Source organism: Sphingomonas sp. BL2 (genome assembly GCF_056680015.1).
Map to the genome: position 1 here is coordinate 1,824,626 of NZ_CM155261.1, position 26,561 is coordinate 1,851,186.

The window sequence follows — 26,561 nt, forward strand, 5'->3', positions numbered from 1 at the left end:
GAGATAGAGTTTGGCCAACGTAGCAGTCATCGGCGCGCAATGGGGCGACGAAGGCAAGGGCAAGATCGTCGACTGGCTCGCCGAGCGTGCCGACATGGTCGTGCGGTTCCAGGGCGGCCACAATGCCGGCCACACGCTGGTCGTCGGCGATAATGTGTACAAGTTGTCGCTGCTGCCGTCGGGCATCGTGCGCGGGACGCCGTCGTTCATCGGCAACGGCGTGGTGCTCGATCCTTGGGCGCTGAAGGACGAGATCGCGCGGCTCGGCGCACAGGGCGTCGTCGCGACGCCGGAGACGCTGCGGATCGCTGATACGTGTGCGCTGATCCTGCCGTTCCACCGCGATCTCGATGGTTTGCGCGAGGACGCGAGTGGCGCTGGCAAGATCGGCACCACTCGCCGCGGCATCGGGCCTGCGTATGAGGACAAGGTCGGCCGCCGCGCGATCCGCGTGTGCGATCTCGCGCACCTCGACGATCTTGGGCCGCAGCTCGATCGCCTTACCGCGCATCATGACGCACTTCGCGCAGGGTTCGGCGAGCCGCCGATCGACCGCGCGCGCCTGATTGCCGAATTGCGCGAGATCGCCGGTTTCGTCCTTCCGTTCGCCAAGCCCGTCTGGCGCGATCTCAATGCCGCGCGCTCGGCCGGCAAGCGGATTCTGTTCGAGGGCGCGCAGGGCGTGCTGCTCGACGTCGATCACGGCACGTATCCGTTCGTGACCTCGTCCAACACCATCGCAGGCGCAGCCGCCGGTGGTTCGGGCCTTGGACCGTCGGCGGTGGGCTTCGTGCTCGGGATTGCCAAGGCTTACACGACACGCGTTGGTTCGGGGCCTTTCCCGACCGAGCTCGAGAACGAGACGGGCGAGCGCTTGGGCGTACGCGGGCATGAGTTTGGGACGGTCACCGGGCGGAAGCGTCGCTGCGGCTGGTTCGACGCGGTGCTCGTGCGCCAGGCGGCGGCGGTCGGTGGCATCACCGGGATCGCGCTGACCAAGATCGACGTGCTCGACGGGTTCGAGACCGTGTCGATCTGTACCGGCTACAAGCTGCGCGGCGAGACGCTTGATTACTTCCCGGCACATGCGGCGGACCAGGCGCTGGTCGAGCCGATTTATGAGACGATGGAAGGCTGGCAGGAGACGACTGCCGGTGCGCGCAGCTGGGCCGACCTGCCCGCGCAGGCGATCAAGTATATCCGCCGGATCGAGGAGTTGATTCGCTGCCCGGTGACGTTGGTGTCGACCAGCCCGCAGCGTGCCGACACGATCCTAGTTCGCGATCCATTCTCGGACTGAGCAGACACGAAAAAGCCGGGCGATCGCTCGCCCGGCTTTTCATTTACTGTAGCGAGGTCGGATCAGCGCGGAGTGGTCGTGCCGGTTGTCCCGCCCGTGGTCGAACCCATCGTGCCGGTGGTCGTGCCACCCATCGTGCCCGTGGTTCCGGTCGAGCCGCCCATCGTTCCACCCATCGTGCCGGTGGTGCCCATCGTACCAGTCGTGCCGCCCATCGTGCCGGACATCGTGCTACCGGTCGTGCCGGACATCGTGCTGCCCGTCGTGCCAGTGCCGCTCATGGTGCCCGACGTCGTGCCACGCGTACGGCTGCGAGCCTTGGTGCCACGCTGCGTGCGCGTTGTGGTCGAACGGGTGCTGGTCGAGGGGTTGGCCTGGTCCATCGTACCGGTCGACATGCCGCCGGTCGTGCTGCCTGCGGTCGAACCGCCCATGGTGCTGCCGCTCATCGTGCCACCCGTGGTGCCGCCCATCGAGCCGCCGGTGCCCGTCTGTGCCAGTGCCACGCCCGGAATGATCAGCGCTGCCGCTGCGATCGAAGTCAGAATACGCATTTCGCTCTCCTATGTTATTGAAGGGCAAGCGCTTAAGTCCGGCTTATGTTCCAGCGTCAGCCGCACTGGCCTCGATGCAGCAGTGCCTGGTCGGCCAGGACAAGGGCGACCATCGCCTCGACCACGGGGACTCCGCGGATCCCAACGCACGGGTCGTGACGCCCCTTGGTGGCGATCGTCGCGGCTTCGCCGGTCGGGCTGATCGTCTCGACCGGGGTGAGGATCGAGCTGGTCGGCTTGAACGCGACGCGCAAGGTGATCGGCTGGCCGGTCGCGATGCCTCCAGCGATGCCGCCGGCATGGTTGGCGAGGAATTCCGGACCGTCGATACCGGGACGCATTGGATCGGCGTTCGCTTCGCCCGACAGAGCGGCAGCGGCGAACCCGTCGCCGATCTCGATGCCCTTGACCGCGTTGATGCTCATGCAGGCGGAGGCGAGTTCGGAATCGAGCTTGGCATAGAGCGGCGCGCCCCAGCCGGGGGGCACGCCGGTCGCCTCGCACGCGATCACCGCGCCAAGCGACGAGCCGGATTTCCGGGCGGCGTCGACGAGCACTTCCCAGCGGAGTACTGCCTCGGCGTCGGGGCAGAAGAACGGGTTCTGGTCGATCTGCGCGTCGTCGAAGTTCGCGGGGTCGATCGCATCGCCGCCGATCGCCTCGACCCATGCGCGGACACGGACCTGCGGGACGACGAGCCGCGCGACGGCACCGGCGGCGACGCGTGCCGCGGTCTCGCGCGCGGAGGAGCGCCCGCCGCCACGGAAATCGCGGAACCCGTATTTCGCGTCATAGGCATAGTCGGCGTGGCCGGGGCGATAGGCCTTGGCAACGTCCGAATAGTCCTTCGAGCGCTGGTCGACGTTCTCGATCATCAGGCTGATCGGCGTCCCTGTCGTGCGGCCTTCGAACACGCCCGAGAGGATGCGCACCGTATCCGGCTCGCGCCGCTGCGTCGTGAAGCGCGAGGTGCCCGGGCGGCGCTTATCGAGCCAGGGCTGAATGTCAGCCTCGGTGAGCGGGATGCCAGGTGGGCACCCGTCGACGACTGCGCCGAGCGCAGGCCCATGAGACTCGCCCCAAGTGGTGAGGCGGAACAGTCGTCCAAACGTATTGAAGCTCATTCCGCTGCGACCGCGTCCCAGGCGGCGCCGAACCGCTCTGCCATATAGCGCGCCGTGCCGAAGCGGCCAGCCATGAGTCCGGCTACGGTAAAGTCCGCGTCGAGCGACTCCCAATGCAGACCAAATCCGACACCCAGAATTTCGACTTCCGCGATCTGGTCCGGGGTCGCGCGATCGAAGCCCTGCAACAGCTGCGGCGGAAACGCGAACGTCGACCCATTCACCAGATCGACCACGATACGATCCTCATCGCGATCGTATCGCGCGCTCTTCGCCCTTGGCTTGGTCGCCATTGCGATGCGACCGCGCTCGTTCGCCGCCAGGATCTCTTCCTCAGTCAGCTCGGTCATGGATTTCGACCCATTTCATCAGCAGCATTCTCTGGTTCCGAGCGACGGCAGTCAACGCGCGTCGCTGCATCGCTCCGCTCAGTCCTTCCGCATATATCATGCGCGGAGACCGCCCGTCGCCTCCGATCTCGATCTTCGCTTCGCCGTCGCCGAATACATGGACATGCGCTGGTGCGTGATCGTCGAGGAAGATCATGAACCGCAGGCCATGTAGCCGGAAGACCGTCGGCATCAAGCCAAAGCGATATCGGGGGCGTCTTCGGCCTTCATGCCGATCACGTTGTAGCCGGCGTCGACGTGGTGCGTCTCGCCCGTTACGCCCGAAGCCAGGTCGCTCAGCAGATACAGCCCCGCGCCGCCGACGTCGTCGATCGTCACGTTGCGCTTCAGCGGTGAGTTCAGCTCGTTCCACTTCAGGATGAGGCGGAAATCGCCGATGCCGCTTGCGGCCAGTGTCTTGATCGGCCCCGCCGAAATCGCATTCACGCGGATATTGTCGCGACCAAGATCGACCGCAAGATACTGCACGCTCGTCTCCAGCGCCGCCTTCGCCACGCCCATCACGTTGTAATGCGGGATGACCTTCTCCGCACCGTAATAGCTGAGCGTCAGCATCGCGCCGCCCTCGGTCATCATCTTGGCCGCACGCTGCGCGACCGCGACGAACGAATACACCGAGATGTTCATCGTCATCAGGAAATTGTCGAGGCTGGTGTCGACGAACCGCCCGCGCAACTCGTTCTTGTCCGAAAAGCCGATCGCGTGGACGACGAAGTCGATCGTCGGCCATTCTTCAGCCAGCTTGTCGAAGGTCGCATCGAGCGCACCCATGTCCGACACGTCGCAATCGAACAGCCGCGCCACGCCCAATTGCTCGGCGAGCGGGCGGACGCGCTTCTTCATCGTCTCGCCCTGGTAGCTGAACGCGAGGTCCGCACCCGCTTCGGACAGCTTCTTGGCGATCCCCCAGGCTAGCGACTTGTCGTTCGCCAAGCCCATGATCAGCCCACGCTTGCCCGCCATCAAACCGTTCACGCCGTCCCCGCCTATACCTGCATATCCGTAGCAGGCTGCTCTAGCGTTGTTTCGGGTGGTTCCGCCAGTGCTGCGTTGAGATGCGCGCCGAATACGAGCCCGAGCCCGATGACATAGAAAAATAACAGCATGATGACGACACCCGCCAAGCTGCCATAGGTCAGGTCGTACCCGCCGAGCCGCGACAGGATCACCGGCAGCAGCGCGGTCGCGCTGACCCACCAGGCGGTCGTGAACAGCGCACCCGGCCATTTGCGGCACTTCGAATAGCGATAGCGCGACGGCGTCACCGAATAGAACAGCAGGTACAGCGCTCCGAACATGAGCAGGCCGGGGATAAGACGAGAAAGGCCGACCCAGCCGGCGGCGTCCTGCGCGAAGGGGAGGAGGCGATAGATGAACTGCTCGGCCGCGGTGAGGATACCCTGGACGAGGAACGACAGCAGCGCGATCACCACCGATAGGATGATCACAGCTGACGAGCCGAGCCGCGATTTCCAGAATGGCGCGGTTGCCTTGATTCCGTAGGCGCGGTGGAAGATGTCGCGGATCGTCTCGACGAAGCTGCCGACCGTCCACAGGCCGACGAGCGCACCAAGCCACAACAGCGACCCGGTCCGCGCGGCAAGCACGTCGGCGATTGGCTTGCGCAACAGGTCGCCGACGTTCGGTGGCAGGACGTTGAGGAACGACTCGACCGCGCGCACCGTCTCGACGCTCTGCCCGAAGATCGACAGGATCGCTGCCGCAACGATGAAGAACGGAAACACCGTCATCAACGCGAGATAGGCGAGGTTCCCCGCGTGGATGAAGCCATCGTTGAACACGCCGACGGCCGCGCGTTTGACGATCTCGAACGCGTAACTGCCTGGCCTGACCTTCGCCATGCCGCGGGTGAGACGGGCGCGCGTCGCACCATGATCGTGCGCGCGCGCTTCGGGCGTTAGGGTATTGTCATTCACAACGGGTTCAGACGCCCATGGCCCCCCGCGGGTTCCCGGCTTCGCGACCATCCCAGCTTTCGACGAACGCGGTCAGCGCCGCATCGCTGGCGGGAATGTCGATCATCAGGGTGACCAACTGGTCGCCCCGCGTGCCGCCCTTCTTGTGAAAACCCTTGCCCTTGAGGCGCAGCGTCTTGCCTGAGGTGGTGCCCTTAGGAATCGTCAGCATCACCGGCTTGTCGACCGTCGGCGCCTTGACCGACCCGCCCAGGACCGCCTCGGCCAGCGTAATCGGCAGGTCGAGGCGGACGTCGTCGCCGTCGCGCGTGAAGAACTTGTGCGGCTGGACCTCGATCGTCAGGATCGCATCGCCTGCGCCGCCCGGACCCTGCTCGCCCTTGCCGGCCAGCTTCATCTGCGTGCCGCTCTCGACCCCGGCGGGGAGCTTGAGGTCGAGCGTCTTGCCGTCTGCGAGCGTCACGCGCTGGGGTTCCAACGTGGCCGCTTCGACGAACGGGACCTGCAGGCGATACGCGGCATTCTCGCCCTTGGGCTGCGGGCGCCGACCGAAGCCGCCGGAGAACCCACCGCCGCCGCCACGCTGCGCGCCGCCGAACAGGCCTTCGAAGATGTCGCTCATGTCGGCCCCGCCGGCGCCGGTCTCATAGCCCTCGCTCCGGAAGCCGCCGCCGGGCTGCGGTCGCCCGCCGGCGCCACCGCCAAAGCCGAACGGCGACGCCGGGTTGCCGTCGCCGTCGATCTCGCCGCGATCGAACCGGGCGCGCTTGTCCTTGTCGTTCAACAGGTCGTACGCGTTGGTGACCGTGCTGAACCGCTCCGACGCCTTCGGATTGTCCTTGTTGCGATCGGGATGAAGCTCTTTCGCGAGCTTGCGGTACGCCTTCTTGATGTCGGCTTCGGTCGCGTCGCGCGCTACACCCAGAGTCTTGTACGGATCGGCCACTTACGTCCCCATTATACCTTGCGCGTCTATGTGGGGGGATCGCCCGCGCAACGCAATTGCGCGCGGGGTGTTTGGTTGCACGAGAGGAACGATCATGACCGACAAACAACCGATGCAGGGCGTGCCGAAGAAAGACGACGGCGCGAAGGAAAAGGACGGCGTGAACGACGCGCCGGCCAAGGACGAGGGCGGCGAGAGCGGCGGCGGCTCGTATCCGAACCCACACGACGAGAAGTAACGCCCGTTCCGTCATGCCGGGCTCGTTCCGGCATCCACGGTTCCGCAACATCGAGAAAGCTGAGTACGCGGAATGGTGGACCCCGGAACAGGTCCGGGGTGACGGAGTGGGTTAGGAGAGTTGGGTGTCCTCCAAAGGCGCCACATCGACACTGACATCCATGTTCTGCGCCCCCGACCCGAGCACCACCCCGTCGACCGGCGCGATCTCGGCATAGTCCCGCCCGACCGCCATCACGATGTGATCGCTCGCCATCCAGATCCCGTTGGTCGGATCGACCCCGACCCAGCCGCGCACCGGCCCGCACCACAGCAACACCCACGCATGCGTCGCATCCGCGCCGACCAGCCGCGGCTGGCCCTCGGGCGGGATCGTCCGGATATATCCCGACGCATAGGCCGCGGGCAGCCCCGCCGCGCGCAAGCCGGTGATCATGATCTGCGCGAAATCCTGGCACACGCCCTTGCGCTGGAGGAACGCCTCATGCGGCGGCGTATCGACGAGCGTCGCGTCGGCATCGAATTCGAACTCCACTTGGATCCGCCGCGCGAGCGTGATCCCGGCCTCCAGCGCGCCCCGGGAAGGATCGAGATCGACCGCGCAATAGTCGGCGATCGCCTGGTCGAGCGGGATCAGCGGCGAGGGATAGATGTAGTTCGCAGGGCTAGCCGCGGAGAGATCGGTGCTCGCCCGCGCCATCGCCGCGATCTCGCCTAGCGTCGGATCGCTGGCATCGGGCACGGGCACGAGGCGGTCCACCGTCATCCGCGACCGGCTCTCGATCGTCAGGTGCCGAACCGGACTGTCGACCACCAGCCGCGTAACGTTGGCGAGCCCGGCTTCTGCGCGCGCGGCACTGGTGCGGCCGGCCGGATGCACCGACAGCGCGTAGCTATCGAGATGCTGCCCCGGCCAGTCGATCGGCTTCAACCGCAGATTGCACCGCGCAAACTTCACGCTCGCGCCATAATCGAACGTCGTAACGTGGCGGATATCGTAGATCATGATCTGCTCCCTCTCCCCTCCGGGGAGAGGGCTGGGGTGAGGGGCTGTTCCGGGCGCAGCACTGCTTGGCTGCCCCTCACCCCGACCCTCTCCCCGGAGGGGAGAGGGAGTTTGTTGCGCCCGCTCACGCCCCTCACGCCAACGTCAGCCCGCTAGTCCGCAACGGCTCCGCCCCCTGCAGGAAATACCGCCGCGCCAGCGCATCCGACACCGCGCCGAGACGCCGCTCGATATCCCCCAGCGTCTCCGCGTCCAGCTCCGCGGCCGTCGCGGTCATCACGATCGCCTGCAACCCGGTCGCTTGCGCCTGTTGCGGCTCAGCCATCTCGTCGTCGCTCAGCACCGGCAACTCTGCCAACCGCGCCGCGATCCTCTCCGCCGAAAACGCCAACGACCGAGGATTGCCTGGATCGAGCGCCACCAGATCCATCACCGGCACCCGGGCGATCCCCGTCGGATAACGCTGCCGGTAACTGATCTGGCTGTCGGCCAGGTCGAGCAGCACCGACAGGTCGTCCGGCGACGCGCCCGGCATCCCGAACAACCGGATCGCGCGCGCCATCGCCATCGCCCGCTCGATCCGCCGCCCGAGATCGTGAAAGCGCCACGCCGCCGTCCGCCCCATATGCTCCGCCGACAGCCCGGCAATCGCTGCGTAGCGCCGTTGCAGCGACCCCGCCCGCTCCAGCATTCCGCGATGCGTAGGGAAGGGCGCTTCGAGCAATCGCACCATGTCCGCCGACAGCCGGTCGCGCGAGCCTTCGCCGATCTCGCGCGCATGGCGGTTGAGCGTCAGGATCGACTGCCGGCGCTCGTCCTCCATCGCGGTGCGGGCGAGCGCGGTCAGGTCGGCACGGCGCAGCGACGGCGGATGCGGCGCGCTGCCCGCCCCGACGATCAGCCCGACCAGCTTGCCGACTGTGGTCGGCGACAAGACGGCACCCCCGTCGACGTCGATCGAGTTGCCGAGCATCACGCGGATCGCGCCGAGCAATGCCTCGCCGCGCTCCAGATACCGCCCGAGCCAGTAGAAATTGTCCGCCACCCGGCTCGGCAACGTCCCCGGATTGCGGCGCACCTGGAACGAGTCCGCGGCGGTCAGCAACGACACGGGCGCGACCGGCTCGGCACCATAGATGCAGACGTCGGCGGACCAGATGCCTTCGCCCATCACCGCCGCCCGCGCGTCGGGATGCTCGCCGATCCGCGCGAACCCGCCGGGGAGGACGGTCCATTCGCCGTCGCCGTTACGCGCTGCGAACACGCGCAGCGTGAAGGGGCGGGGGACCAGCGCATCGCCGACCACGACCGGCATGGTCGAGAGCTGGACCAGTTCCTGCCCGACATAATCCTGCGGCCGCTTTGCCATGTCGGCGAGCAGGCGCGTGCGGTCTTCGCCAGTGATGTCGGCGCCCGTGACCGGGCCGCCGGTCATGCCGAGAGGCCGCGAATGGAATGCCGGACCGATCAGCAGGCGGTCGAAATTCGCCTTGACCTGCGCCCGCGCGCCGTCCTGCCCACACCACCACGTCGCGATGTTGGGCAGCAGCAGGTCTTCGCCGAGCAGCGACTTTGCCAGCTGCGGTAGGAACGCCGAGAACGCCGGCGCCTCCAGCACGGCGGAGCCCGGCGTGTTCGACAGCACGACGTTGCCGGCCGCGTACGCGTCGATCAGCCCGGGCACGCCGATCTGCGAATGCGTGTCGAACGCCAGCGGATCGAGCAGCCGCGGGTCGAGCCGCCGCCACAGCGCATCGATCCGCTTGAGCCCGCCGATGGTGCGGACATACACCTTGTCCTCGAGCGCGGCGAGATCGGCACCTTCGACCAGCAGCAGCCCGAGATACCGCGCGAGGTGCGCCTGTTCGGGATAGCTCGGGTTGAACCGACCGGGCGTGAGCAGCCCGATCCGCGGGTCGGTCCGCTTGCACATCGCCGCGATGCCGGCGCGGAAGGCTGCGAAGAACGGCGCGTGGCGCTGGACGTTGAGCCGATCCTGCAACCCCCCAAGCGTCCGGCTGACCGCGATGCGGTTCTCCAGCGCATAGCCGGCGCCGGCGGGTGCGCGGAGGTGATCGGCGAGCACGCGCCATTCGCCGGTCGGCCCGCGACCGAGATCGATCGCGATGAAATCGAGGTGGCGGCCGCTGGGCGGGTCGAGCCCGACCATTGGCCGCAGGAAGAACGGGCTGCCGGTGACGAGCGCGGCGGGGATATGGCCGTCCGCGACCAGCGTTCCCTTGCCGTATAGGTCGGCGATCACCGTCTCCATCAACGTCGCGCGCTGGATCACGCCGCGCTCGATCCCCGCCCATTCGCCGGCCTCGATCAGCAAGGGTACGGGCGAGACGGGCCAGGGGCGCTCGTCTGGTTCGTCGGCGATCCGGAAGCCGGTGCCGATGTCGACGGCATGCCGCTGGACGCGTTCACGGATGTGGCCGAGGTCGTCCGAGGCGACCATCGCGAGTTCGGCGAACATCGCCGCCCAGGCGGGGTCGGCGTCCTTGCAGAGCACGTCGGCGCCGGTGCTGCGTGCGCAATAGTCGGCGATCCAGCGCTCGGCATGGATCATCGCGTCGAAAAGGGGCGCGGTGTGCGTCGCCGTGTCCGCCGTGTCCAATGCCTCAAGCCCCCGAATACAGGCGGCGGTGTTTCACCTTTCGACGCGGCGGTGCAACATAAATTGTCGCGGGGGCCGCGCGTTACTGCTGTTCCTCCGGGAACGCGGGAGTCCAGGAATCCCAAGCGCTGCGTTCAGTTACCCTGGACCCCCGCGTTCGCGAGGGAACAGTAAGGGGGCGAGCTGTCGCCTCCACAAACCACCACCCCGGCGAAGGCCGGGGCCCAGTTGGAAAGGTGGTCGTAACGGAGCGCTGCCCTTCGATAGCACCGTTCCCCAACTGGGCCCCGGCCTCCGCCGGGGTGGTGCTGGTGGAGGGAGCCGCTCACAAATCTGGCAACACCTGATCCGCCACACCCCAACCCGCCAAAGCCCGCGACCCAGCCCGCGCGATCAACTCGGCCCCATCCTTTACGCCCCACCGCGCGGCCGTCTCGATATCCCGCAACTCGGTCCACGACACCGGCGCCGCCACCGGCGCCCCCGCCCGGGCCCGCGCCGAGTACGGCATCACCGCCGTCGCCCCGCGCTGGTTCCGCAGCCAGTCGATGAAGATCCGCCCCTTGCGCTTGGCCTTCGCCATCGTCGCGACGAATCGCTCGGGATCCGCCCCCGCCATCGCCCGCGCGAAGCGATCCGCGAAGTCCTTCACCGCCGGCCATTCCGCGTCCGGAGTCAGCGGTACGACGACATGCACGCCCTTGCCGCCCGACAGCATCGGGAAGCTGACCAGCCCCAGTTCCGCCAACTGGTTCTTCAGATGCTCGGCAGCCTTCTTCGTGTCGCCGAAGTCGAGCCCCTCGTCGGGATCGAGATCGAACACCAGCCGGTCCGGCTTTTCCAAGGCGGCATTCGACGAGCCCCAGCCGTGGAACTCGATCGTCCCCATCTGCACGCACGCGACCAGCCCGTCCGCGTCGTCGACATACAGATAGTCCTCGGTCGAGCCGTTCTTTTCGCGGATCGGCACCTGATGCACCGCGTCGCCGAAGCTCCCCGCGTCGTGTTTCTGGAAGAAGCACGCGCGCGAGCGGCCCTGTGGGCAGCGGACGAGGCTGATCGGCCGGTTGCCCGCGACCGGCAGCATGATCCTCGATACCGCGACGTAATAGTCCGCGAGATCACCCTTGGTGACGTCCGACTTGTCGAAGATCACGCGGTCCCGGCTGCTGACCTTGATGCTCGTCTCGGGCGCGGCGCTCTCATGAACATCGGGCGGCGGGGCGGGCGTCTCGGCGAGGACGTCCTTCGCGGCCTTGTCCTCGCGCAGGCCAATGAAGCTCGAATGGCGGAGCACGCCGTCGGGCGTGACCTCGGCGAAGGCAACCTCCGCGACCAGTTTCGGCGTCACCCATTTCGCGCCGCGGACCGCCGCCTTGGGGGCCTCGACCGTCGGCGTTTTCCGGTCGAGCGCGTCGAGCTTGTCGCGGATCTCGTCCATCAACGCCTGGTCGAACCCGGTGCCGACCTTCCCCGCATACCTGAAGCCCTTGCCCTCGCGGACGCCGAGCAGCAGCGACTTGAACCCGCGTTTCTTGTCGGACGGCAGCCAGCCGACGATCACGAATTCCTGGCGGTGCGTGCATTTGACCTTGAGCCACGTCTTGGTCCGCTTGCCCGCATAGGGCGCGTCGGCGCGTTTCGAGACGATGCCTTCGAGGCCTTCGCGGCACATCGTCTTGAACAATTGCTCGCCCGCGCCGATGACGTGGTCGGAGTAGCGGAGGCGGTCCTCGTCCCCGGGGATCAGCGGTTGCAGCCGCGCCTTGCGGTCGAGGTTGGAGAGGCCAGTCAGGTCTTCGCCGTTGAGTGCGAGCAGGTCGAACGCGAACAACGTCATGTCGCCGCCCGCGGAGATCGCGTCCTTCAGCGTCGAGAAATCGGGATGGCCGTCCTTGAACGCGACGATCTCGCCATCGATCAGCGCGGATTTTACGGGGAGTTTGGCGGCGGCGTCGGCGATTGCGGCGAACTTGTCGGTCCAGTCGAGGCCGGTGCGGGTGAAGACCTTCGCCTTGCCGTTGGCGACAGAGATCAGCGCGCGGTAGCCGTCGTATTTGACTTCGTGGAGCCAAGCGGAGCCGGTGGGGACGGCGTCGACGAGGGTGCAGAGTTGCAGGTCCTGGAACTCCGGCGGCGTGTTACTCGCTCGCCCCGCCCCCTTCGTCACCCCAGCGGAAGCTGGGGTCTCCCGCGGCTCCTGTCCCGTTTTCACCGCTTGAGATCCCAGCTTTCGCTGGGATGACGGGCTGGGGGGGCGTGCCGGCTTTTTATCCTCTTCGATCTCGATCATCGTGCGGCCGGTCGAGACGCTGGTTAGCGCTTCTTCGACGAGCGTGTCGGTGCCGCCAGCGGCCGCATCGTCAATCTTCCTGAGCAGCCAGTTCTCGCGTTTTTCCTTCGCACGGGGCTTCAGGCGTATCAGCAGCCATTCGCCCTTCATCCGTTCGCCATCCAGGACGAAGTGGAGGTGACCCTTGTCGAGGTCCTTGGCCGACTTGCCCTTGATCGGCGACCACGTGCCGCGGTCCCACAGCATCACCGTGCCGCCGCCGTATTCGCCCGCGGGAATCGTGCCTTCGAAGGTGGCGTAGCTGAGCGGGTGGTCCTCGGTGCGGACGGCGAGGCGCTTTTCGTTGGGGTCGAGGCTGGGGCCGCGGGTGACTGCCCAGCTTTTCAGGACGCCATCGATTTCGAGGCGGAAATCCCAGTGAAGGCGGGTGGCGTCGTGCTTCTGGACCATGAAGCTGTTGCCGTTGCCGGGGGCCAGCGTGCCTGCGGGTTCGGCGGTTTTCGTGAAGTTCCGCTTGGAATTGTAGAGCGCTAGGGGATCGTCGACCATCTTCACCCCTCCCTGGAAGGGAGGGGCCGGGGGTGGGGCAGCCGCTTGGCGGGCGGGGCGCTATTACGGTGAGCGACCCACCCCCAACCCCTCCCTTTCAGGGATGGGAGCTTAAGCACGTTTTTTGGCTGGCGCTTTGGCCGCCGTCTTGGCAGGCGCGCGCTTGGCAGGGGCTTTCTTCGCCGGCGCCTTCTCTGCCGCACCCCCACTTTTCTCCATCGACTTTTTCAACGCCGCCATCAAATCGACCACGTTCGATCCCGTCTTTCCGCCGGTGTCCTTGTCCTCGATGATCTTCTTCCCGTTCGACTTGCGCTTGCGCTCGATCAGGTCCTTCAGCGCGTCGACATAGCGATCGTGGAACTCCTGCGGATGGAAGTCCGCGCTGCGCTTTTCGATCAGCGCCTCGGCGAGTTCAAGCAGTTCCTCGGACGGCTTGTCATCGGGGATCTCGCGGAAATACCCCTGCGCCTTGTGCACCTCGTCGGCGTAGCGCAGCGTCTCCAGCACCATCCCGCGCCCGCACGGCTTAAGGCTCACGACATATTCGCGCCCGCGCATCGCAAGCTGGCCGAGCCCGACCTTCTTCGTCCGCTTCAACGCCTCGCGCAGAACGATGAACGCCTCCTCCGCGAGATCGTCCGCGGGCACCACGAAATACGGCTTCTCGTAATACAGCACGTCGATCTCGCTCGCATCGACGAACTGCGTGAGTTCCAGCGTCTTCTTTGACTCGAGCTTCACCGCATCGATCTCGTCCTGCTCCAGCAGGACGTATTCGCCCTTCGAGACCTCATAGCCCTTCATGATCTCGTCGGCGTCGACCGGGCCAACGCCGGTGACGACCTTGTCGTAGTGGATCGGCTGGCCCGACGGCTCGTGGATCTGCTTGAACGACACCGCCGCGCCGGACTTGGTCGCGGAATAGATCTCGACCGGGATCGAGACCAAAGCCAGCCGGATCTGCCCCTGCCAATATGCGCGCGCTGCCACCCTGGATGTTCCTTCGTTGCGGAAACGATTCGATTACCTGGGTCAATCATCGGCACGGTAGAGTCGTTCCCAAGTTTCGTTTCGGCCCAAATCCCGCTATGGCGCGCGGCATGTCAGACGATCCCTTCACGCTGTTCGACAGCTGGTACGCCGAAGCCAAGCAGTCCGAGCCGAACGACCCGAACGCGGTTGCGCTTGCGACCGCCGATGCCGAGGGGCGGCCTTCGGTGCGCATGGTGCTGTTGAAGGGGCATGGCCCCGACGGCTTCGTGATCTACACCAATCGCGAAAGCCGCAAGGCAGGCGAGCTCGCCGCCAATCCGCAGGGTGCGCTGCTGTTCCACTGGAAGTCGCTGCGCCGTCAGATCCGCGTCGAGGGTCCGGTATCATGGGCGACGGACGAAGAGTCCGACGCCTATTTCGCCTCGCGTGGTCGTGATTCGCAGCTTGGCGCCTGGGCGTCGGAGCAGTCCCGGCCGCTCGACAGCCGCGAGACGTTCGAGCAGCGCTTTGCCGAAATGACCGCGAAGTTCGACGGGCAGGACGTGCCAAGGCCGCCGCATTGGGGTGGCTACCGTGTCACGCCGACGCGGATCGAGTTCTGGCAGGACCGTGCGCATCGGCTCCACGAACGGCGGCTGTTCGTTCGCGATGACGGCAACTGGAGCGAAGGGCTGTTGTTCCCATGACGCAGGACGAACGGCGCAAGGTCATACCCCTCGCAACACGCGCGGCGCTCGCCAGCGTCGCGATGGCGTGTTTCCTCCTGCTGTTGAAGGGCTTTGCGGCGTGGTCGACGGGCTCGGTGGCGATGCTCGGCTCGCTCGCCGATACCGCGCTCGACCTGCTCGCGTCGCTGGTCACGCTGTACGGCGTGCGGCTGGCGGCGACGCCGGCGGATCACGATCACCGCTTCGGCCACGGCAAGGCTGAGGCGCTCGCGGCGCTGTTCCAGGTCATGCTGATCACCGCGTCGGCGGTCGGCATCGCGTGGCGCGCGATCCTGGCGTTCGGCGATCCGCAGCCGACCACCGGCGCCGAGTTCGGCATCGGCGTGTCGGTGATCGCGATCGCGGCGACGGTGTTCCTGCTCGCCTATCAGCGTAAGATCATCCGCCAGACGGGCTCGGTCGCGATCCTCGCGGACAACGTCCATTACCAGTCGGACGTGCTGCTCAACGGGTCGGTGATCGTCGCGCTGGTGCTCGATCAATATGTCGGGTGGAGCGGCGCGGATCCCATCTTCGGCATCGTCATCGCGCTGTGGCTCGCCTGGGGCGCGTTCCAGGCGTCGTCGAATGCGATCGACCAGCTGATGGACAAGGAATGGCCTGAGGATTTCCGCGCGCAATTCCTCGATGTTGCCGCGCGCCAGCCTGGCATTCGGGGAATCCATGATTTCCGCACGCGCCGCTCTGGCAGCCACGATTTCGCGCAGTTCCACATGGAGGTGGCACGTGACCTGACCGTGGAACATGCGCACGACATCGTCGAGGCGGTCGAGCGGAACCTGCGCACCGCGTTCCCCAAGGTCGAGGTACTGATCCATCTCGATCCGGAGGGGCATGTCGATACCGACAATCCGCTGGTCGAGGCGGACGTGACGCCGCATTGGTTCGGCAAGCGGGTTTGAGGATTTAGGCATGAGAATACCGTTCGCGCAGATCGATGCGTTTTCCGACACGCCCTTCGGCGGCAACCAGGCTGCGGTGATGCCGCTGTCGGCGTGGCTCGACGACGCCGTGCTGCTGAACATCGCGCAGGAGAACAACCTGAGTGAGACGGCGTTCATCGTCGCGTCGGACGACGAGGGCGTCGATTTCGACCTGCGTTGGTTCACGCCGGGGGCCGAGGTGGCCTTGTGTGGTCATGCGACGTTGGCGAGCGGGCATTTCGTGCTGTCGTCGGATACTGCGCTCGACCGGGTGCGGTTCCGGACGCGGCAGGCTGGGATACTGGAGGTCGCGCGGGCGGACAGCGGGTACACGCTGGAGCTGCCGGCCTGGGGACCGAGCCCGAAGGCGATCCCGGAGATCGTTGCCGCGTTGAACATCGAGTCGCCCGTCGAGACGTTGTGGCACGAGAAGGGCTATGCGCTCGTGATCGTTGAGAACGAGTCGATCGTTCGCGACCTGAAGCCGGACTACGTAGCACTGGCGAGATTCCCCATCGTCGCGATCGTAGCGGCGCGGGGGGAGGCGAGCGACATCGTCAGCCGCGTGTTCACGCCGTATTATGCGATCGATGAGGATCCGGTGACGGGCTCAGCGCATGCGGTGATGGTGCCGTATTGGGCGCCGACCTTGGGGAACAGCTTTACAGCGTATCAGGCGAGCGCGCGCGGTGGAAAGCTGACGTGTCGGCTTGAGGGTGACCGGGTGGTGCTGGGCGGATCGTGCGTGACGACGATCGAGGGTACGTTCCTGCTGCCTTGATGTCTTGGCCCGCTTTTTAACAACTACCGCCCCGGCGAAGGCCGGGGTCCAGTTGGCAAGGTCGCAGTAACGACGCGCAGCTGCCGCCAATTCTCGTGTCCCAATTGGGCCCCGGCCTCCGCCGGGGTGGTGCTCTTTTCCAGAGGTAGCCCCGAAGGGCGATCAGCGCGCCTACCGCTTCCGCCCCTTGGTCATCGGATCGGGCTTCTTCGGTTTCACCCAGCCGGGCGGCGGCGTCATCCGCTGCTGGCTCGTTCCAAGCCCCATCGCGCCCGGCTGTTGGCGCGTCAGGCCCGCGGTGTCCGCCACCTCGCCGCCGCCGCGCAACACACTGATCTGATCGCGCAACTTGCCCGCGGTCTCGAAATCCATCGCCGCGGCGGCGGCTTCCATCTCGCGGCGTAGATCGTCGATATCCATGCCGCATCAACGCGTCAGGCGGCGACGAGTGCCGCTTCGGTTTCCGCGATCCAGCCGCCGCCGAGCACGCGCTCGCCCGCATAGAGTACTGCCGCCTGACCGGGCGCGACGCCGTATTCGGGCGCATCGAACACCACGCGGTCGCCGACCAGACGGGCAGGGACGGGTTTCGCCATCGATCGCACCTTGGCGGTCAACGGTCCGGTGAAATCGCCACCCAGCCAGTTGATGTCGGTCATCCGTGCTGCCCCGACAGCCAGCGCGCGACGGGGGCCAACGACGACGCGCTTCGTCTCGGGCTCGACGCGGACCACATAGAGCGGCTCGGGACTCCCGCCGATTTCCAGTCCGCGGCGCTGGCCGACGGTGAAGTGGATCAGCCCGCGATGCTCGCCGAGCTTCGCGCCGCCGAGGTCGACGATGTCGCCCGCGGTCTCTGCCGCCTCGGGGCGCAGTTTTTTGACGAGCCCGGCGTAGTCGCCGTCAGGCACGAAGCAGATATCCTGGCTGTCCGGCTTGGCCGCGACGCCGAGGCCGAGTTCGGCCGCGATCTCGCGGACGCGCGCCTTGGGTAGGCCGCCGAGCGGAAAGCGCAGGTAATCGAGCTGCGCCTGCGTGGTCGCGAACAGGAAATAGCTCTGGTCGCGCGCGGGATCCGCCCCGCGGTGCAGTTCGGCGCCGTGCGCGCCCTCGACCCGCCGGACATAATGCCCGGTCGCGAGGCAGTCCGCGCCGAGATCGCGCGCGAGCTTCAGCAGGTCAGTGAACTTCGGCCCCATGTTGCACTGGACGCACGGGATCGGCGTGCGGCCGGCGAGATACTCGTCGGCAAACTTGTCGACGACCTGCTCACGGAAGCTGGTTTCGTGATCGAACACGTAATGCGCGATCCCCAGCCGATCGCACACCGCGCGGGCGTCGCGGATGTCGCGGCCGGCGCAGCACGAGCCTGCGCGGCCGACCGCCTCGCCGTGATCGTAGAGCTGGAGCGTCACGCCGATGGTCTCGGCGCCGGTGGCATGCGCGAGCGCGGCGACGACCGAACTGTCGACGCCGCCCGACATCGCCACGACGATGCGCTTTCCGGCCATGCCCGTATCGGCACTGGCCCCGAGCTGAAAATCGGTCTGATCCATGCGGCGCTACATAAGCGCGGAGGCACTCCGTTGCAAAACGATGCGTCGATTAACCTTGATCAGGCCAAGGCGAGTGAAAAACGCGACCGGCGAATGCGGCGATGCGACAAATCGCCGGCTTCATGGCGAGTGTTTTACGCAGTCTTCATCCCCTTGGCCTAGACAGGGGCTTCCGAGAATGAAGCGAGTGACCCGTTGGACCTGAGTTTTCCCCGTTTCGATCGCGACGCAGAGGTCACCGTTCTTCCGGGTGACCTGGCCGTCCTGATCGTCGGTATCGCCGCCCGGCAGGCAGCGAGCCCGACAGCGGCGGTGCAGGCGGGATTTGCTCGCGCCACGATCGATCCGAAGTTGTTCGCGCCACTCCACGGTGCGTTCAACGGGCCGATGGCCGCGGCGTTGACCCGTTGGAAGGAGGAATGAAGATGCTGTTTACCGCGGCGTTTCAGCCGATCTTCAAGACCTGCGATTACAGGTCGTGTGTGCGTATCGAGAGGGGGCCCCCCGCCCCGATCAGAGGTTTCAAATGATCGAGAACCAGAAAATCCGTCCCGGCAAGGTCATCGGGCCCTTGGGCGAGCAGCTGACGCTGGACAGCCTGCCACCGCCCAGCACCACGCGCTGGGTCGTTCGGCGCAAGGCCGAGGTGGTCGCCGCGGTGAATGGCGGGCTGTTGAGCGTCGACGATGTCTGCGCGCGCTACGGCCTGACGGTCGAGGAGTTCGCCGGTTGGCAGCGGGCGATCGATCGGTCGGGAATGCCCGGACTGCGCGTGACGCGGATCCAGCACTATAAGTCGTTGTACGAGCGCCAACAAAAGTATTGAACGGCAAAACTCAAAACGCGAGCGGAACAAAAAACGCCGTTCGCACGTCTTTCCGCCATCGCCCGGATACGGGTTCAACGGAGGGAAAATATCATGGGTCTCATTCTTTGGCTGATCATCGGCGGCGTCATCGGCTGGATCGCTAGCATGATCATGCGCACCGACGCGCAGCAGGGCATCTTCCTGAACATCATCGTCGGCATCGTCGGCGCGTTCATCGGTGGCCTGATCCTGTCGGGTGGCTCGATCAACAACCAGCCGCTGACGCTGACCTCGTTCATCGTGTCGCTTCTGGGTGCGATCATCCTGCTCGCGATCGTGAACCTCGTGCGTCGCGGTAGCGTCCGCTAAGAGTTCGCATCGTCACGCGAAGATAAAGGGTCGTCCGGGCAACCGGGCGGCCCTTTTTTCGTGCGTGAGATTATTTGCCCGATCCGCAGCCGGCCTTTGCATCCTCCCCCCCAGGGGGAGGTGTCGCCGAAGGTGACGGAGGGGGAGGGCGCGAAACAGCGGTTTTCCGATCCTCCCCCTCCGTCTGGCAAGTGCCAGCCACCTCCCCCTGGCGGGGGAGGATCGTAGAGAGCATCAGTTCAGCAGGAAGCGGACTGACAGCGTGACCGTCACGTCCTTCTCGCCGGGCGCGATCTGCGTGCTGTCCTTGGCCATCGCCGCACGCGCCATGAACATCGGTTGTGCCGGACCACCCGTATCCTGGCCCGATTCCGCGATCGAGACGATTCGCGACACGCGCAGCCCCGCCGCCTTGGCGTAGAGATCGGCGCGGCGCTTGGCCTGCGTGATCGCGTCGGTCCGTGCCTCGTCCAGCGCCGCGTCGGGCTTGTCGATCGTTAGGTTCGGCCCGTCGATCTGGTTTGCACCCTGTGCGACCAGCGCGTCGAGGATCGTCCCCGACTTGGCGACGTCGCGGAAGCGGATCGAGACGGTGTTGGTCGCCTGATACCCGGTGATCACCGGCGGCTGGTTGTCGGCGTAGCGATATTGTGGCGACAACTGGACGTTCGAGGTGGCGACGTCACGCGGTGCGACGCCCGCCCGCTTCAGCGCGTCCAGCACCTTGGCCATCCGCTGCGCATTGTCGGTGAGCGCCGCGGCGGCAGTCGGCGACTGAGACACGACCCCCGCGCGAATCGTCGCGAGATCGGGCACGCGCGTCGTGCGGCCCTCGGCGGTCACGTCCAGCACGGTCCCGGCGGCGGGCACCATCGGCTCGACCGTGGTCGGCGCGGCCTGGGCATTGGCGGCGGTAGGAAGAATCGCGGTGGCGCTCGCCAAGATGGTCAGGAACGATGCGGTCTTCATGATGGTGTCTCCCGTTGAACTGTCCGTGCGTGTCGCCCGGATCGGTTCAACACAAGCTGAACGGTGCGCAAACTCCGCGAACCGCATTGCGAATAGATCGAAATCGAAGCATGTCTGCATCCTGCGCTCGTCGAGGGGCTTGAGCACGGTGACTTATTCAGATAACACAGCCGGTGAATGGCGAAGCGGGTCGAGACAAGACCGGTCGAAATTGGGATTGTGACGCGCATGAACTACGAGACGAAGACCGTCGGCCAGATTGACGGTGGCGAGACCGAGGACCGGCTCGTGCTTCCCGATTACACCGCGCCGTCGCACCGCCGTGGCAACATCATCATCGCGGTCGTCGTCGTGCTGGCGATCGTCGCCGCCGTCTTCGCGTTCAAGGGCGGCAAGAAGGAGGCCGCCGCCGGTCCGGTCGTCGAACAGGTGCCGACCGTCTCGGTTGTGGTGCCGGGCCGCAAGACCGTCGACCGCACGATTTCCGCCACCGGCACGATCGCCGCGCGGCGCGAGATGCCGGTCGGCGTCGCAGGCGAGGGCGGGATGATCACGCGCGTGCTGGTCGAGCCGGGCCAGTGGGTCGCGGCGGGCCAAGTGCTGGCGACGGTCGATCGCTCGGTCCAGACCGAGACCGCCGCGTCGCTTGCCGCCTCGGTCAGCGTCGCGCGTTCCGACGAGACGATCGCGCAGGCCGAACTCGATCGCGCCCAGCAGCTCGTCGATCGCGGCTTCATCTCGAAGGCCGATCTCCAGCGCAAGGCTGCGACGCGCGACGCCGCCGCCGCGCGCGTGAAGGTGGCGCAGGCGACGCTCGGCGAGGCGCGCGCGCGCAACGGTCGTCTCGATATTCGTGCGCCCGCCGCAGGCCTCGTGCTCACGCGCGGCGTCGAATCGGGCCAGGTCGTTGGCGCAGGTACCGGCGTGCTGTTCCGCATGGCCGCGGACGGCCAGATGGAAATGCGCGCGCAGTTGAGCGAAGCGGACCTCGCCGGGCTCCATGCCGGCGCGCGAGCGACGGTCGTCCCGGTCGGCACCACCCAGGGCTTTCCGGGCGAGGTGTGGCAGGTCTCGCCGGTGATCGACCCGCAGAGCCGCCAGGGCATCGCGCGCATCGCGGTCAAGTACGACCCTGCGTTGCGGCCCGGCGGGTTCGCCGCGGCAACGATTGTCGGCGGCGCGACCCAGGCACCTTTGCTCCCTGATTCGGCGCTGCAGAGCGACGAGAAGGGCAGCTTCGTCTATATCATCGGCGCCGATAACAAGGCCGTGCGCCGCGATATCAAGATCGGCCAGGTCTCCGATGCGGGCGTGACGATCCTCAGCGGACTCGACGGGACCGAGCGAGTAGTGTTGTCTGCAGGCGGGTTCCTGGCGCCCGGGCAGAAGGTGAAGCCGGTCACGAAGAAAGCGAGCTGAGCTCATGAACTTTCGCAACATCTCGGCCTGGGCGATCCGCAACCCGGTGCCGCCGATCGTGCTGTTCATCGCGCTGACCCTGGCGGGTATCGTCAGCTTCATGCGGATGGACGTGAACAACGATCCGGACATCGATTTCCCGATCGCGATCGTCGTGATCAACCAGCCGGGTGCCGCGCCGACCGAGCTCGAGACGCAGGTCACGCAGCGCGTCGAGGCGGCGGTGCGTTCGCTCCAGGGCATCGACGAGATCACCTCGACCGTTACCGAGGGCCAGTCGCAGACCGTCGTCCAGCTCAGCATCGGCACGCCGATCGACCGCGCCGTTACCGACGTCCGCGACGCGATCGCACAGATCCGCAGCGACCTGCCCGAGGGTATCCTCGAGCCGCAGGTGTTTCGCGCGAACACCACCGACAACGATCTCGCCAGCTATTCCGTGATCGCCAAGGACATGACGGTCGAACAGCTCAGCTGGTACATCGACAACAACGTCGCGAAGGAATTGCTGTCGGTCCCGGGCATGGCCGCGGTCAACCGCAACGGCGGCGTCAGTCGCGAAATCCGCATCATCCTCGATCCGCTCAAGCTGCAAAGCCAGGGGCTGACCGCGAGCCAGGTCAACGCCCAACTCCGCCAAGTCAATCTGAACGCGGCGGGTGGCCGTGCCGAGATCGCGGGGTCCGAACAGTCGGTCCGCGTGCTCGGCAACGCGAAGGACGCGGTCGCACTCGCCCAGACTCAGATCAGTGTCGGCAACGGCCGTACCGTGCGGCTTGCGGACATCGCACAGGTCCGCGATCTCTACGCCGAACAGCGCAGCCGCGCGGCAATCGACGGCCGCCAGACGATCAGCTTCGATTTCCAGCGCTCCAAGGGTTCGTCCGACGTCACCGTCTTCAACGAGGCGGTGAAGAAGCTCGCGGCGATGGAGAAGCGCAACCCGAACGTGCATTTCGTGCTGCGCTCGAACAGCGTCAAATACACCGAGATGCAGTATGAGAGCGCGATCCACGCGATGATCGAGGGCGCGGTGCTCGCGGTGATCGTGGTGTTCCTGTTCCTGCGCGACTGGCGCGCTACGGTGATCTCGTCGCTCGCGATCCCGCTGTCGGCGATCCCGGCCTTCTGGTTCATGGACCTGCTCGGCTTCAACCTGAACCAGATGACGCTGCTCGCGCTCAGCCTCGTCGCGGGCGTGCTGGTCGACGACGCGATCGTTGAGATCGAGAACATCGTCCGCCACATGCGGATGGGCAAGTCCGCCTATCAGGCGTCGATCGACGCCGCCGACGAGATCGGTCTCGCCGTGCTGGCGACGACGATGGCGATCGTCGCGGTGTTCCTGCCGGTGGGCCTGATGCCGGGTATCTCGGGGCAGTTCTTCAAGAATTTCGGCCTGACGGTGGTCGCCTCGGTGCTGATGAGCCTCGCGGTCGCGCGTCTCGTCACGCCGATGCTCGCGGCGTATTTCCTCAAGTCCGCCGGCCCCGCCGTGCACGGCGAGGGCGTCCTGATGGACGGCTATATGGCGACGCTGAAATGGACGCTGGAGACCGGCAAGGCGAAGGCCTCGGCCGCCCGTGGCGGCTTCCACCGCCTGACCAGCCGCTTCCGCGATCACCGCTTCTGGGTGCTCGGGCTCGGCCTGTTCGCGTTCCTGATGACGATCGCCATGTTCGCGGTCCTGCCGATGACGTTCCAGCCGGCGCAGGACAACGACACGTCGATGGCGGTGATCGACATGGTGCCGGGGACGACGCTGGCGCAAACCGAGGCGGTCGTGACGAAAGTCGCGGCGCTGATCGGATCGCAGCCCGACGTCCAGTCCGTCTACGCGCGCAGCGGTGCCAACGGTTCGGTCAATGCCGGCCGCGTTACCGCGACGCTCAAGGACGATCGGAAAATGAAGAGCACGGAGTTCGAGCGCAGCCTCGCACCCCAGCTCGCGGCGATCCCCGATGCGCGCGTCTCGTTCCGCTCGCAGAATGGCTGGGGCGGCAGCACGCGCGACATGAGCGTGACGCTCGGCGGCGACGATCCCAAGCTGCTCGACGCGACCGCGCAAAAGATCGTGACCGAGATGTCGCGCCTGCCGACGCTGGTCGCGCCGCGCGTCGCCGGCAACATGCAGCGCCCGGAAATCGTCATCAAGCCGCGCTTCGATCTTGCCGCCAATCTCGGCGTGACGACTCAGGCACTGTCGTCGGCGATTCGGATCGCGACGCTCGGCGACATCGACCAGAACTCGGCGCGCTTCTCGTTGTCCGATCGCCAGATCCCGATCCGCGTTGCGCTCGACCAGGGCGCCCGCAGCGAACTTTCGACAATCCAGAACCTGCCGGTCTCGACCGCCTCGGGTGGCTCTGTGCCGCTCAACCTGGTGGCGGAGATCACGCTCGGCTCCGGCCCGACCAAGATCGACCGCGTCAACCAGCAGCGTCAGCTGACGATCGGCGCCGATCTCGCGCCGGGCATCGTCTCGGGTGTCGCACAGAAGCAGATCGACGCGCTGCCGACGATGGCCAACCTGCCGACTGGCGTGAACAAACTCGTGCTGGGGCAGTCCAAGTTCCAGGCGGAGATGATCAACAACTTCATCCTGGCGGTGATCGCGGGGACGTTCCTGGTGTTTGCGGTGCTGGTGCTGCTGTATCGCCGCGCGCTGCCGCCGTTCGTCAACATGGGCTCGCTCTTGCTCGCGCCGCTGGGCGGGTTGATCGCGTTGTGGGCGACGGGCAACCCGGTGTCGATGCCGGTGTTCATCGGTATCCTGATGTTGCTCGGCATCGTCGCGAAGAACTCGATCCTGCTGATCGACTTCGCGTTGGAGGAGATGGGCAAGGGCGTCGACGTCTGGACCGCGGTGGTCGATGCCGGCCACAAGCGCGCGCAGCCGATCGTGATGACTACGGTTGCGATGGTCGCGGGCATGATCCCGACCGCGCTGTCGCTCGGCGGCGACGGATCGTGGCGCGCGCCGATGGGTATCGTCGTGATCGGCGGGCTCGTCCTGTCGACCATCCTGACGCTGTTGATCGTCCCCGCGGCGTTCAGCCTCGCAGTCGGGATCGAGCGGTATATCGGCCCACGCCTCGGCCGCAGCCTGCTCACCTATCGCCCCGGCGACGACGGCAGCGAAGTGATCGGGCTCGCCGGACCGTCGGGGCCACGGCTCGGACCGGCAACCCCCAAGCTCGGCGATGGCACACAGCCAGCCGAGTGACGCCATCGCGCCCCTCGTGTTGAACGACGCCGGAGTTCCGCGCGATGGCGGGGCGTCGCGGAATACGGCACGAACGGCGCCTGCATGGGCCGTCGGGTCGAGCATGGGGAGGTCGAGCGCGTGCCGGTCGAGCGTAGACCGGTCATGCCGGACTAAGTCGAAAGCCAGGCGGTCGAGCATGGGCCAGGCGAGCGCGGGCGGGCCAAAAGCATCGCGCGTCGGCCTGGCGTCGAGGAATACGGCACGAACGTCACCAGCGCGAGCCGTCTGGTCGAGCACGGGCAAGTCAAACACGCGGCGGTCGAGCGTAGACCGGTCATGCCGGCATCGGTCGGAAGCCGGGTGGCAGTCGAGCGCGAACCGCTCGGAATCCAGCCGATCACGCGCGGGGATGGCCAAATTCGACCAGTCGAGCGCACCTGAATCGAGCGCTCGCCGGGCGAAAGCCGGATCGTCCGCCCCGCTCGTGAACTATCCCCGCGCTGGGGGATTGTTTCGGGCATGACAGTTTCAATCCGCACGCGCCCGGCGAGCGAAGCAACGCCGCCCGCCCTCGTCCGCATGCGGATCGTCGCGACCGGGCTGCTCGTGTTCATGGCCGCGACCTTCTTCGTCAGCCGCGCGCTCGTCCCCGTCCACCCCGCCTTCGCGTTCGTCCGCGCGTTCGCCGAGGCGGCGATGGTCGGCGGCCTCGCGGACTGGTTCGCGGTGACCGCGCTGTTCCGCCATCCGCTCGGTCTGCCGATCCCGCACACAGCCATAGTGCCGCGCAACAAGGACCGCATCGGCGACACGCTCGCGCAGTTCCTCCGCGCGAACTTCCTGATCCCCGTCGTCATCGCCAGGCGAACCCGCCGCCTCGACGTGGCGGGCGCGATCGCACGCTGGCTGACCGATCCACCCGAGGGGGCAGGGGGGCGCTTTCGCCAGGGCGCGTCGAAGCTGGTCGCGCAGGTTCTCGAGGGGCTCGATCCGGCGCGGCTCGGCGGGATGGTCAAGGCCGGGATCGGCGCCCGCCTGCGCGCCACCGAGGTCTCGCCGATCCTCGGCCAGTTGCTCAAGGCCGCGATCGCCGAGCGCCGCCACGCGCCGCTGCTCGAAAGCGCGATCCGCTGGGCGGCGAAGACGCTGGCCGCAAACGACCACCTCGTCCGCGCGATGGTCCACGACAAGGCCGGCTCGATCCTGCGCTGGACCGGGCTCGACACGACCGTCGCGGACAAGCTGATCAGCGGTATCGACAAGCTGCTCGCGGAGATGGCGGAGGACCCCGAGCATCCGTTGCGCCTGAAGGCGGAGGAGGGGCTCGATCGGCTCGCCTGGGACCTGCAATATGACCGCCGGATGCGCGAGCGCGTCGAGACGATGAAGAACGACCTGCTCGACAATCCGGCGATGCAGCGCTGGCTCGACGGCCTGTGGGAGCAGGCACGCGGCGCGTTGCTGGCGATCGCGCGCGATCCCGAGCGGGCAATGGCCGGCAAGCTCGGCGACATCCTGCGCCAGCTCGGCGAGACGTTGCAGCACGATCCGCGCATGTCGCGGACGATCAACCGGTTCGTGCGACGTGCGGCGGTCGGCGCGGCGGCGGACTATGGCGACGGCATCGTCAAGCTGGTCTCGGAAACGGTCCGCAGCTGGGACGCCGACACGATCACCCGCCGCCTGGAAAACGCCGTCGGCCGCGACCTGCAGTATATCCGCGTGAACGGCACGATCGTCGGCGGGCTGGTCGGACTGGTGATCCACAGCGTCGATGTGCTGTTGTGATGGGGGCGGTGTGTGATCGGTTTGATCGCGCGGGGCGGCA

The 26,561-nt window shown here is 66.6% G+C and carries 25 protein-coding genes; 11 read left to right on the forward strand and 14 right to left on the reverse strand.

Going from position 1 to position 26,561, the window contains the following annotated elements; genetic code table 11:
• Positions 1–10: 10 nt before the first annotated feature.
• Positions 11–1,300 carry an adenylosuccinate synthase gene (locus AC1ME3_RS08415; RefSeq protein WP_056061123.1) on the forward strand — a complete coding sequence of 430 codons (1,290 nt, stop codon included), beginning with the start codon at positions 11–13 and terminating at the stop codon, positions 1,298–1,300.
• A 62-nt stretch (positions 1,301–1,362) separates the two neighbouring features.
• Here the strand turns inward: AC1ME3_RS08415 and AC1ME3_RS08420 are convergent, their stop codons facing one another.
• The 7 genes from AC1ME3_RS08420 to AC1ME3_RS08450 form a co-directional block, all read right to left on the reverse strand.
• Complete coding sequence (locus AC1ME3_RS08420) at positions 1,363–1,854, reverse strand: hypothetical protein (RefSeq protein ID WP_480955617.1); 492 nt, start codon at positions 1,852–1,854, stop codon at positions 1,363–1,365.
• A 56-nt stretch (positions 1,855–1,910) separates the two neighbouring features.
• The gene (gene aroC, locus AC1ME3_RS08425) at positions 1,911–2,978 is read right to left on the reverse strand and encodes a chorismate synthase (RefSeq protein WP_480955618.1); all 1,068 of its coding nucleotides are present in this window, start codon (positions 2,976–2,978) and stop codon (positions 1,911–1,913) included.
• Positions 2,975–3,328, reverse strand: a complete 354-nt coding sequence (locus tag AC1ME3_RS08430) for a DUF2442 domain-containing protein (protein WP_480955619.1) — start codon at positions 3,326–3,328, stop codon at positions 2,975–2,977. Before AC1ME3_RS08430 ends, aroC begins: the two co-directional genes overlap by 4 nt.
• Positions 3,312–3,560 (reverse strand): DUF4160 domain-containing protein, encoded by a 249-nt coding sequence (locus tag AC1ME3_RS08435; protein ID WP_056484816.1) that lies wholly within the window; start codon positions 3,558–3,560, stop codon positions 3,312–3,314. The genes AC1ME3_RS08430 and AC1ME3_RS08435 overlap by 17 nt, the downstream gene beginning before the upstream one ends.
• Positions 3,560–4,363 carry an enoyl-ACP reductase FabI gene (gene fabI, locus AC1ME3_RS08440; protein ID WP_480955620.1) on the reverse strand — a complete coding sequence of 268 codons (804 nt, stop codon included), beginning with the start codon at positions 4,361–4,363 and terminating at the stop codon, positions 3,560–3,562. Before fabI ends, AC1ME3_RS08435 begins: the two co-directional genes overlap by 1 nt.
• Positions 4,364–4,374: 11 nt before the next feature.
• Positions 4,375–5,250 (reverse strand): YihY/virulence factor BrkB family protein, encoded by an 876-nt coding sequence (locus AC1ME3_RS08445; protein WP_247599659.1) that lies wholly within the window; start codon positions 5,248–5,250, stop codon positions 4,375–4,377.
• Between the two features lie 82 nt (positions 5,251–5,332).
• A complete protein-coding gene (locus AC1ME3_RS08450) occupies positions 5,333–6,271 on the reverse strand; it encodes a DnaJ C-terminal domain-containing protein (RefSeq protein ID WP_480955621.1) in 939 nt (312 codons plus the stop codon).
• Between the two features lie 94 nt (positions 6,272–6,365).
• Between AC1ME3_RS08450 and AC1ME3_RS08455 the strand changes: the two genes are divergently transcribed.
• Positions 6,366–6,509: a hypothetical protein gene (locus AC1ME3_RS08455; protein ID WP_480955622.1), complete on the forward strand. Its 144-nt coding sequence runs from the start codon at positions 6,366–6,368 to the stop codon at positions 6,507–6,509.
• A 111-nt stretch (positions 6,510–6,620) separates the two neighbouring features.
• Here AC1ME3_RS08455 and AC1ME3_RS08460 read toward each other — a convergent pair whose 3' ends face one another.
• The 4 genes from AC1ME3_RS08460 to ku all read right to left on the reverse strand — a co-directional run bounded on the left by AC1ME3_RS08460 (position 6,621) and on the right by ku (position 13,969).
• A complete protein-coding gene (locus AC1ME3_RS08460) occupies positions 6,621–7,514 on the reverse strand; it encodes a transglutaminase family protein (RefSeq protein ID WP_480955623.1) in 894 nt (297 codons plus the stop codon).
• Positions 7,515–7,647: 133 nt separating this feature from the next.
• Positions 7,648–10,086, reverse strand: coding sequence for a circularly permuted type 2 ATP-grasp protein (locus AC1ME3_RS08465; protein WP_480955794.1), 2,439 nt, complete (start codon positions 10,084–10,086; stop codon positions 7,648–7,650).
• Positions 10,087–10,459: 373 nt separating this feature from the next.
• Complete coding sequence (ligD, locus tag AC1ME3_RS08470) at positions 10,460–12,976, reverse strand: DNA ligase D (RefSeq protein WP_480955624.1); 2,517 nt, start codon at positions 12,974–12,976, stop codon at positions 10,460–10,462.
• Between the two features lie 111 nt (positions 12,977–13,087).
• The gene (ku, locus tag AC1ME3_RS08475; protein ID WP_120299473.1) at positions 13,088–13,969 is read right to left on the reverse strand and encodes a non-homologous end joining protein Ku; all 882 of its coding nucleotides are present in this window, start codon (positions 13,967–13,969) and stop codon (positions 13,088–13,090) included.
• A 110-nt stretch (positions 13,970–14,079) separates the two neighbouring features.
• Between ku and pdxH the strand changes: the two genes are divergently transcribed.
• The 3 genes from pdxH to AC1ME3_RS08490 are packed head-to-tail and all read left to right on the forward strand — an operon-like array spanning position 14,080 to position 16,404.
• Positions 14,080–14,658 (forward strand): pyridoxamine 5'-phosphate oxidase, encoded by a 579-nt coding sequence (gene pdxH, locus AC1ME3_RS08480; protein ID WP_480955625.1) that lies wholly within the window; start codon positions 14,080–14,082, stop codon positions 14,656–14,658.
• A complete protein-coding gene (locus AC1ME3_RS08485; protein WP_056484804.1) occupies positions 14,655–15,602 on the forward strand; it encodes a cation diffusion facilitator family transporter in 948 nt (315 codons plus the stop codon). Before pdxH ends, AC1ME3_RS08485 begins: the two co-directional genes overlap by 4 nt.
• A 10-nt stretch (positions 15,603–15,612) precedes the next feature.
• Complete coding sequence (locus AC1ME3_RS08490) at positions 15,613–16,404, forward strand: PhzF family phenazine biosynthesis protein (RefSeq protein WP_480955626.1); 792 nt, start codon at positions 15,613–15,615, stop codon at positions 16,402–16,404.
• A 171-nt stretch (positions 16,405–16,575) separates the two neighbouring features.
• Here the strand turns inward: AC1ME3_RS08490 and AC1ME3_RS08495 are convergent, their stop codons facing one another.
• Positions 16,576–16,824 carry a UvrB/UvrC motif-containing protein gene (locus AC1ME3_RS08495; RefSeq protein WP_480955627.1) on the reverse strand — a complete coding sequence of 83 codons (249 nt, stop codon included), beginning with the start codon at positions 16,822–16,824 and terminating at the stop codon, positions 16,576–16,578.
• A gap of 14 nt (positions 16,825–16,838) precedes the next feature.
• Complete coding sequence (mnmA, locus tag AC1ME3_RS08500; protein ID WP_480955628.1) at positions 16,839–17,960, reverse strand: tRNA 2-thiouridine(34) synthase MnmA; 1,122 nt, start codon at positions 17,958–17,960, stop codon at positions 16,839–16,841.
• 195 nt (positions 17,961–18,155) lie between these two features.
• On the opposite strand from mnmA, the gene AC1ME3_RS08505 reads away from it, so the two are divergent.
• The 3 genes from AC1ME3_RS08505 to AC1ME3_RS08515 all read left to right on the forward strand — a co-directional run bounded on the left by AC1ME3_RS08505 (position 18,156) and on the right by AC1ME3_RS08515 (position 19,137).
• A complete protein-coding gene (locus AC1ME3_RS08505; protein ID WP_056061089.1) occupies positions 18,156–18,383 on the forward strand; it encodes a hypothetical protein in 228 nt (75 codons plus the stop codon).
• A gap of 103 nt (positions 18,384–18,486) precedes the next feature.
• Positions 18,487–18,786: a CtrA inhibitor SciP gene (gene sciP / locus AC1ME3_RS08510; RefSeq protein ID WP_056061087.1), complete on the forward strand. Its 300-nt coding sequence runs from the start codon at positions 18,487–18,489 to the stop codon at positions 18,784–18,786.
• A gap of 93 nt (positions 18,787–18,879) precedes the next feature.
• Positions 18,880–19,137, forward strand: coding sequence for a GlsB/YeaQ/YmgE family stress response membrane protein (locus AC1ME3_RS08515; protein ID WP_056061084.1), 258 nt, complete (start codon positions 18,880–18,882; stop codon positions 19,135–19,137).
• Between the two features lie 234 nt (positions 19,138–19,371).
• Here the strand turns inward: AC1ME3_RS08515 and AC1ME3_RS08520 are convergent, their stop codons facing one another.
• Positions 19,372–20,106: an SIMPL domain-containing protein gene (locus tag AC1ME3_RS08520; RefSeq protein ID WP_480955629.1), complete on the reverse strand. Its 735-nt coding sequence runs from the start codon at positions 20,104–20,106 to the stop codon at positions 19,372–19,374.
• Positions 20,107–20,334: 228 nt separating this feature from the next.
• Between AC1ME3_RS08520 and AC1ME3_RS08525 the strand changes: the two genes are divergently transcribed.
• The 3 genes from AC1ME3_RS08525 (at position 20,335) to AC1ME3_RS08535 (ending at position 26,521) form a co-directional block, all read left to right on the forward strand.
• The gene (locus tag AC1ME3_RS08525) at positions 20,335–21,525 is read left to right on the forward strand and encodes an efflux RND transporter periplasmic adaptor subunit (RefSeq protein ID WP_480955630.1); all 1,191 of its coding nucleotides are present in this window, start codon (positions 20,335–20,337) and stop codon (positions 21,523–21,525) included.
• Between the two features lie 4 nt (positions 21,526–21,529).
• Entirely contained in the window at positions 21,530–24,751 is a 3,222-nt protein-coding gene (locus tag AC1ME3_RS08530; RefSeq protein WP_480955631.1) for an efflux RND transporter permease subunit, read from the forward strand.
• 501 nt (positions 24,752–25,252) lie between these two features.
• Entirely contained in the window at positions 25,253–26,521 is a 1,269-nt protein-coding gene (locus tag AC1ME3_RS08535) for a DUF445 domain-containing protein (RefSeq protein WP_480955632.1), read from the forward strand.
• Positions 26,522–26,561: the final 40 nt, after the last annotated feature.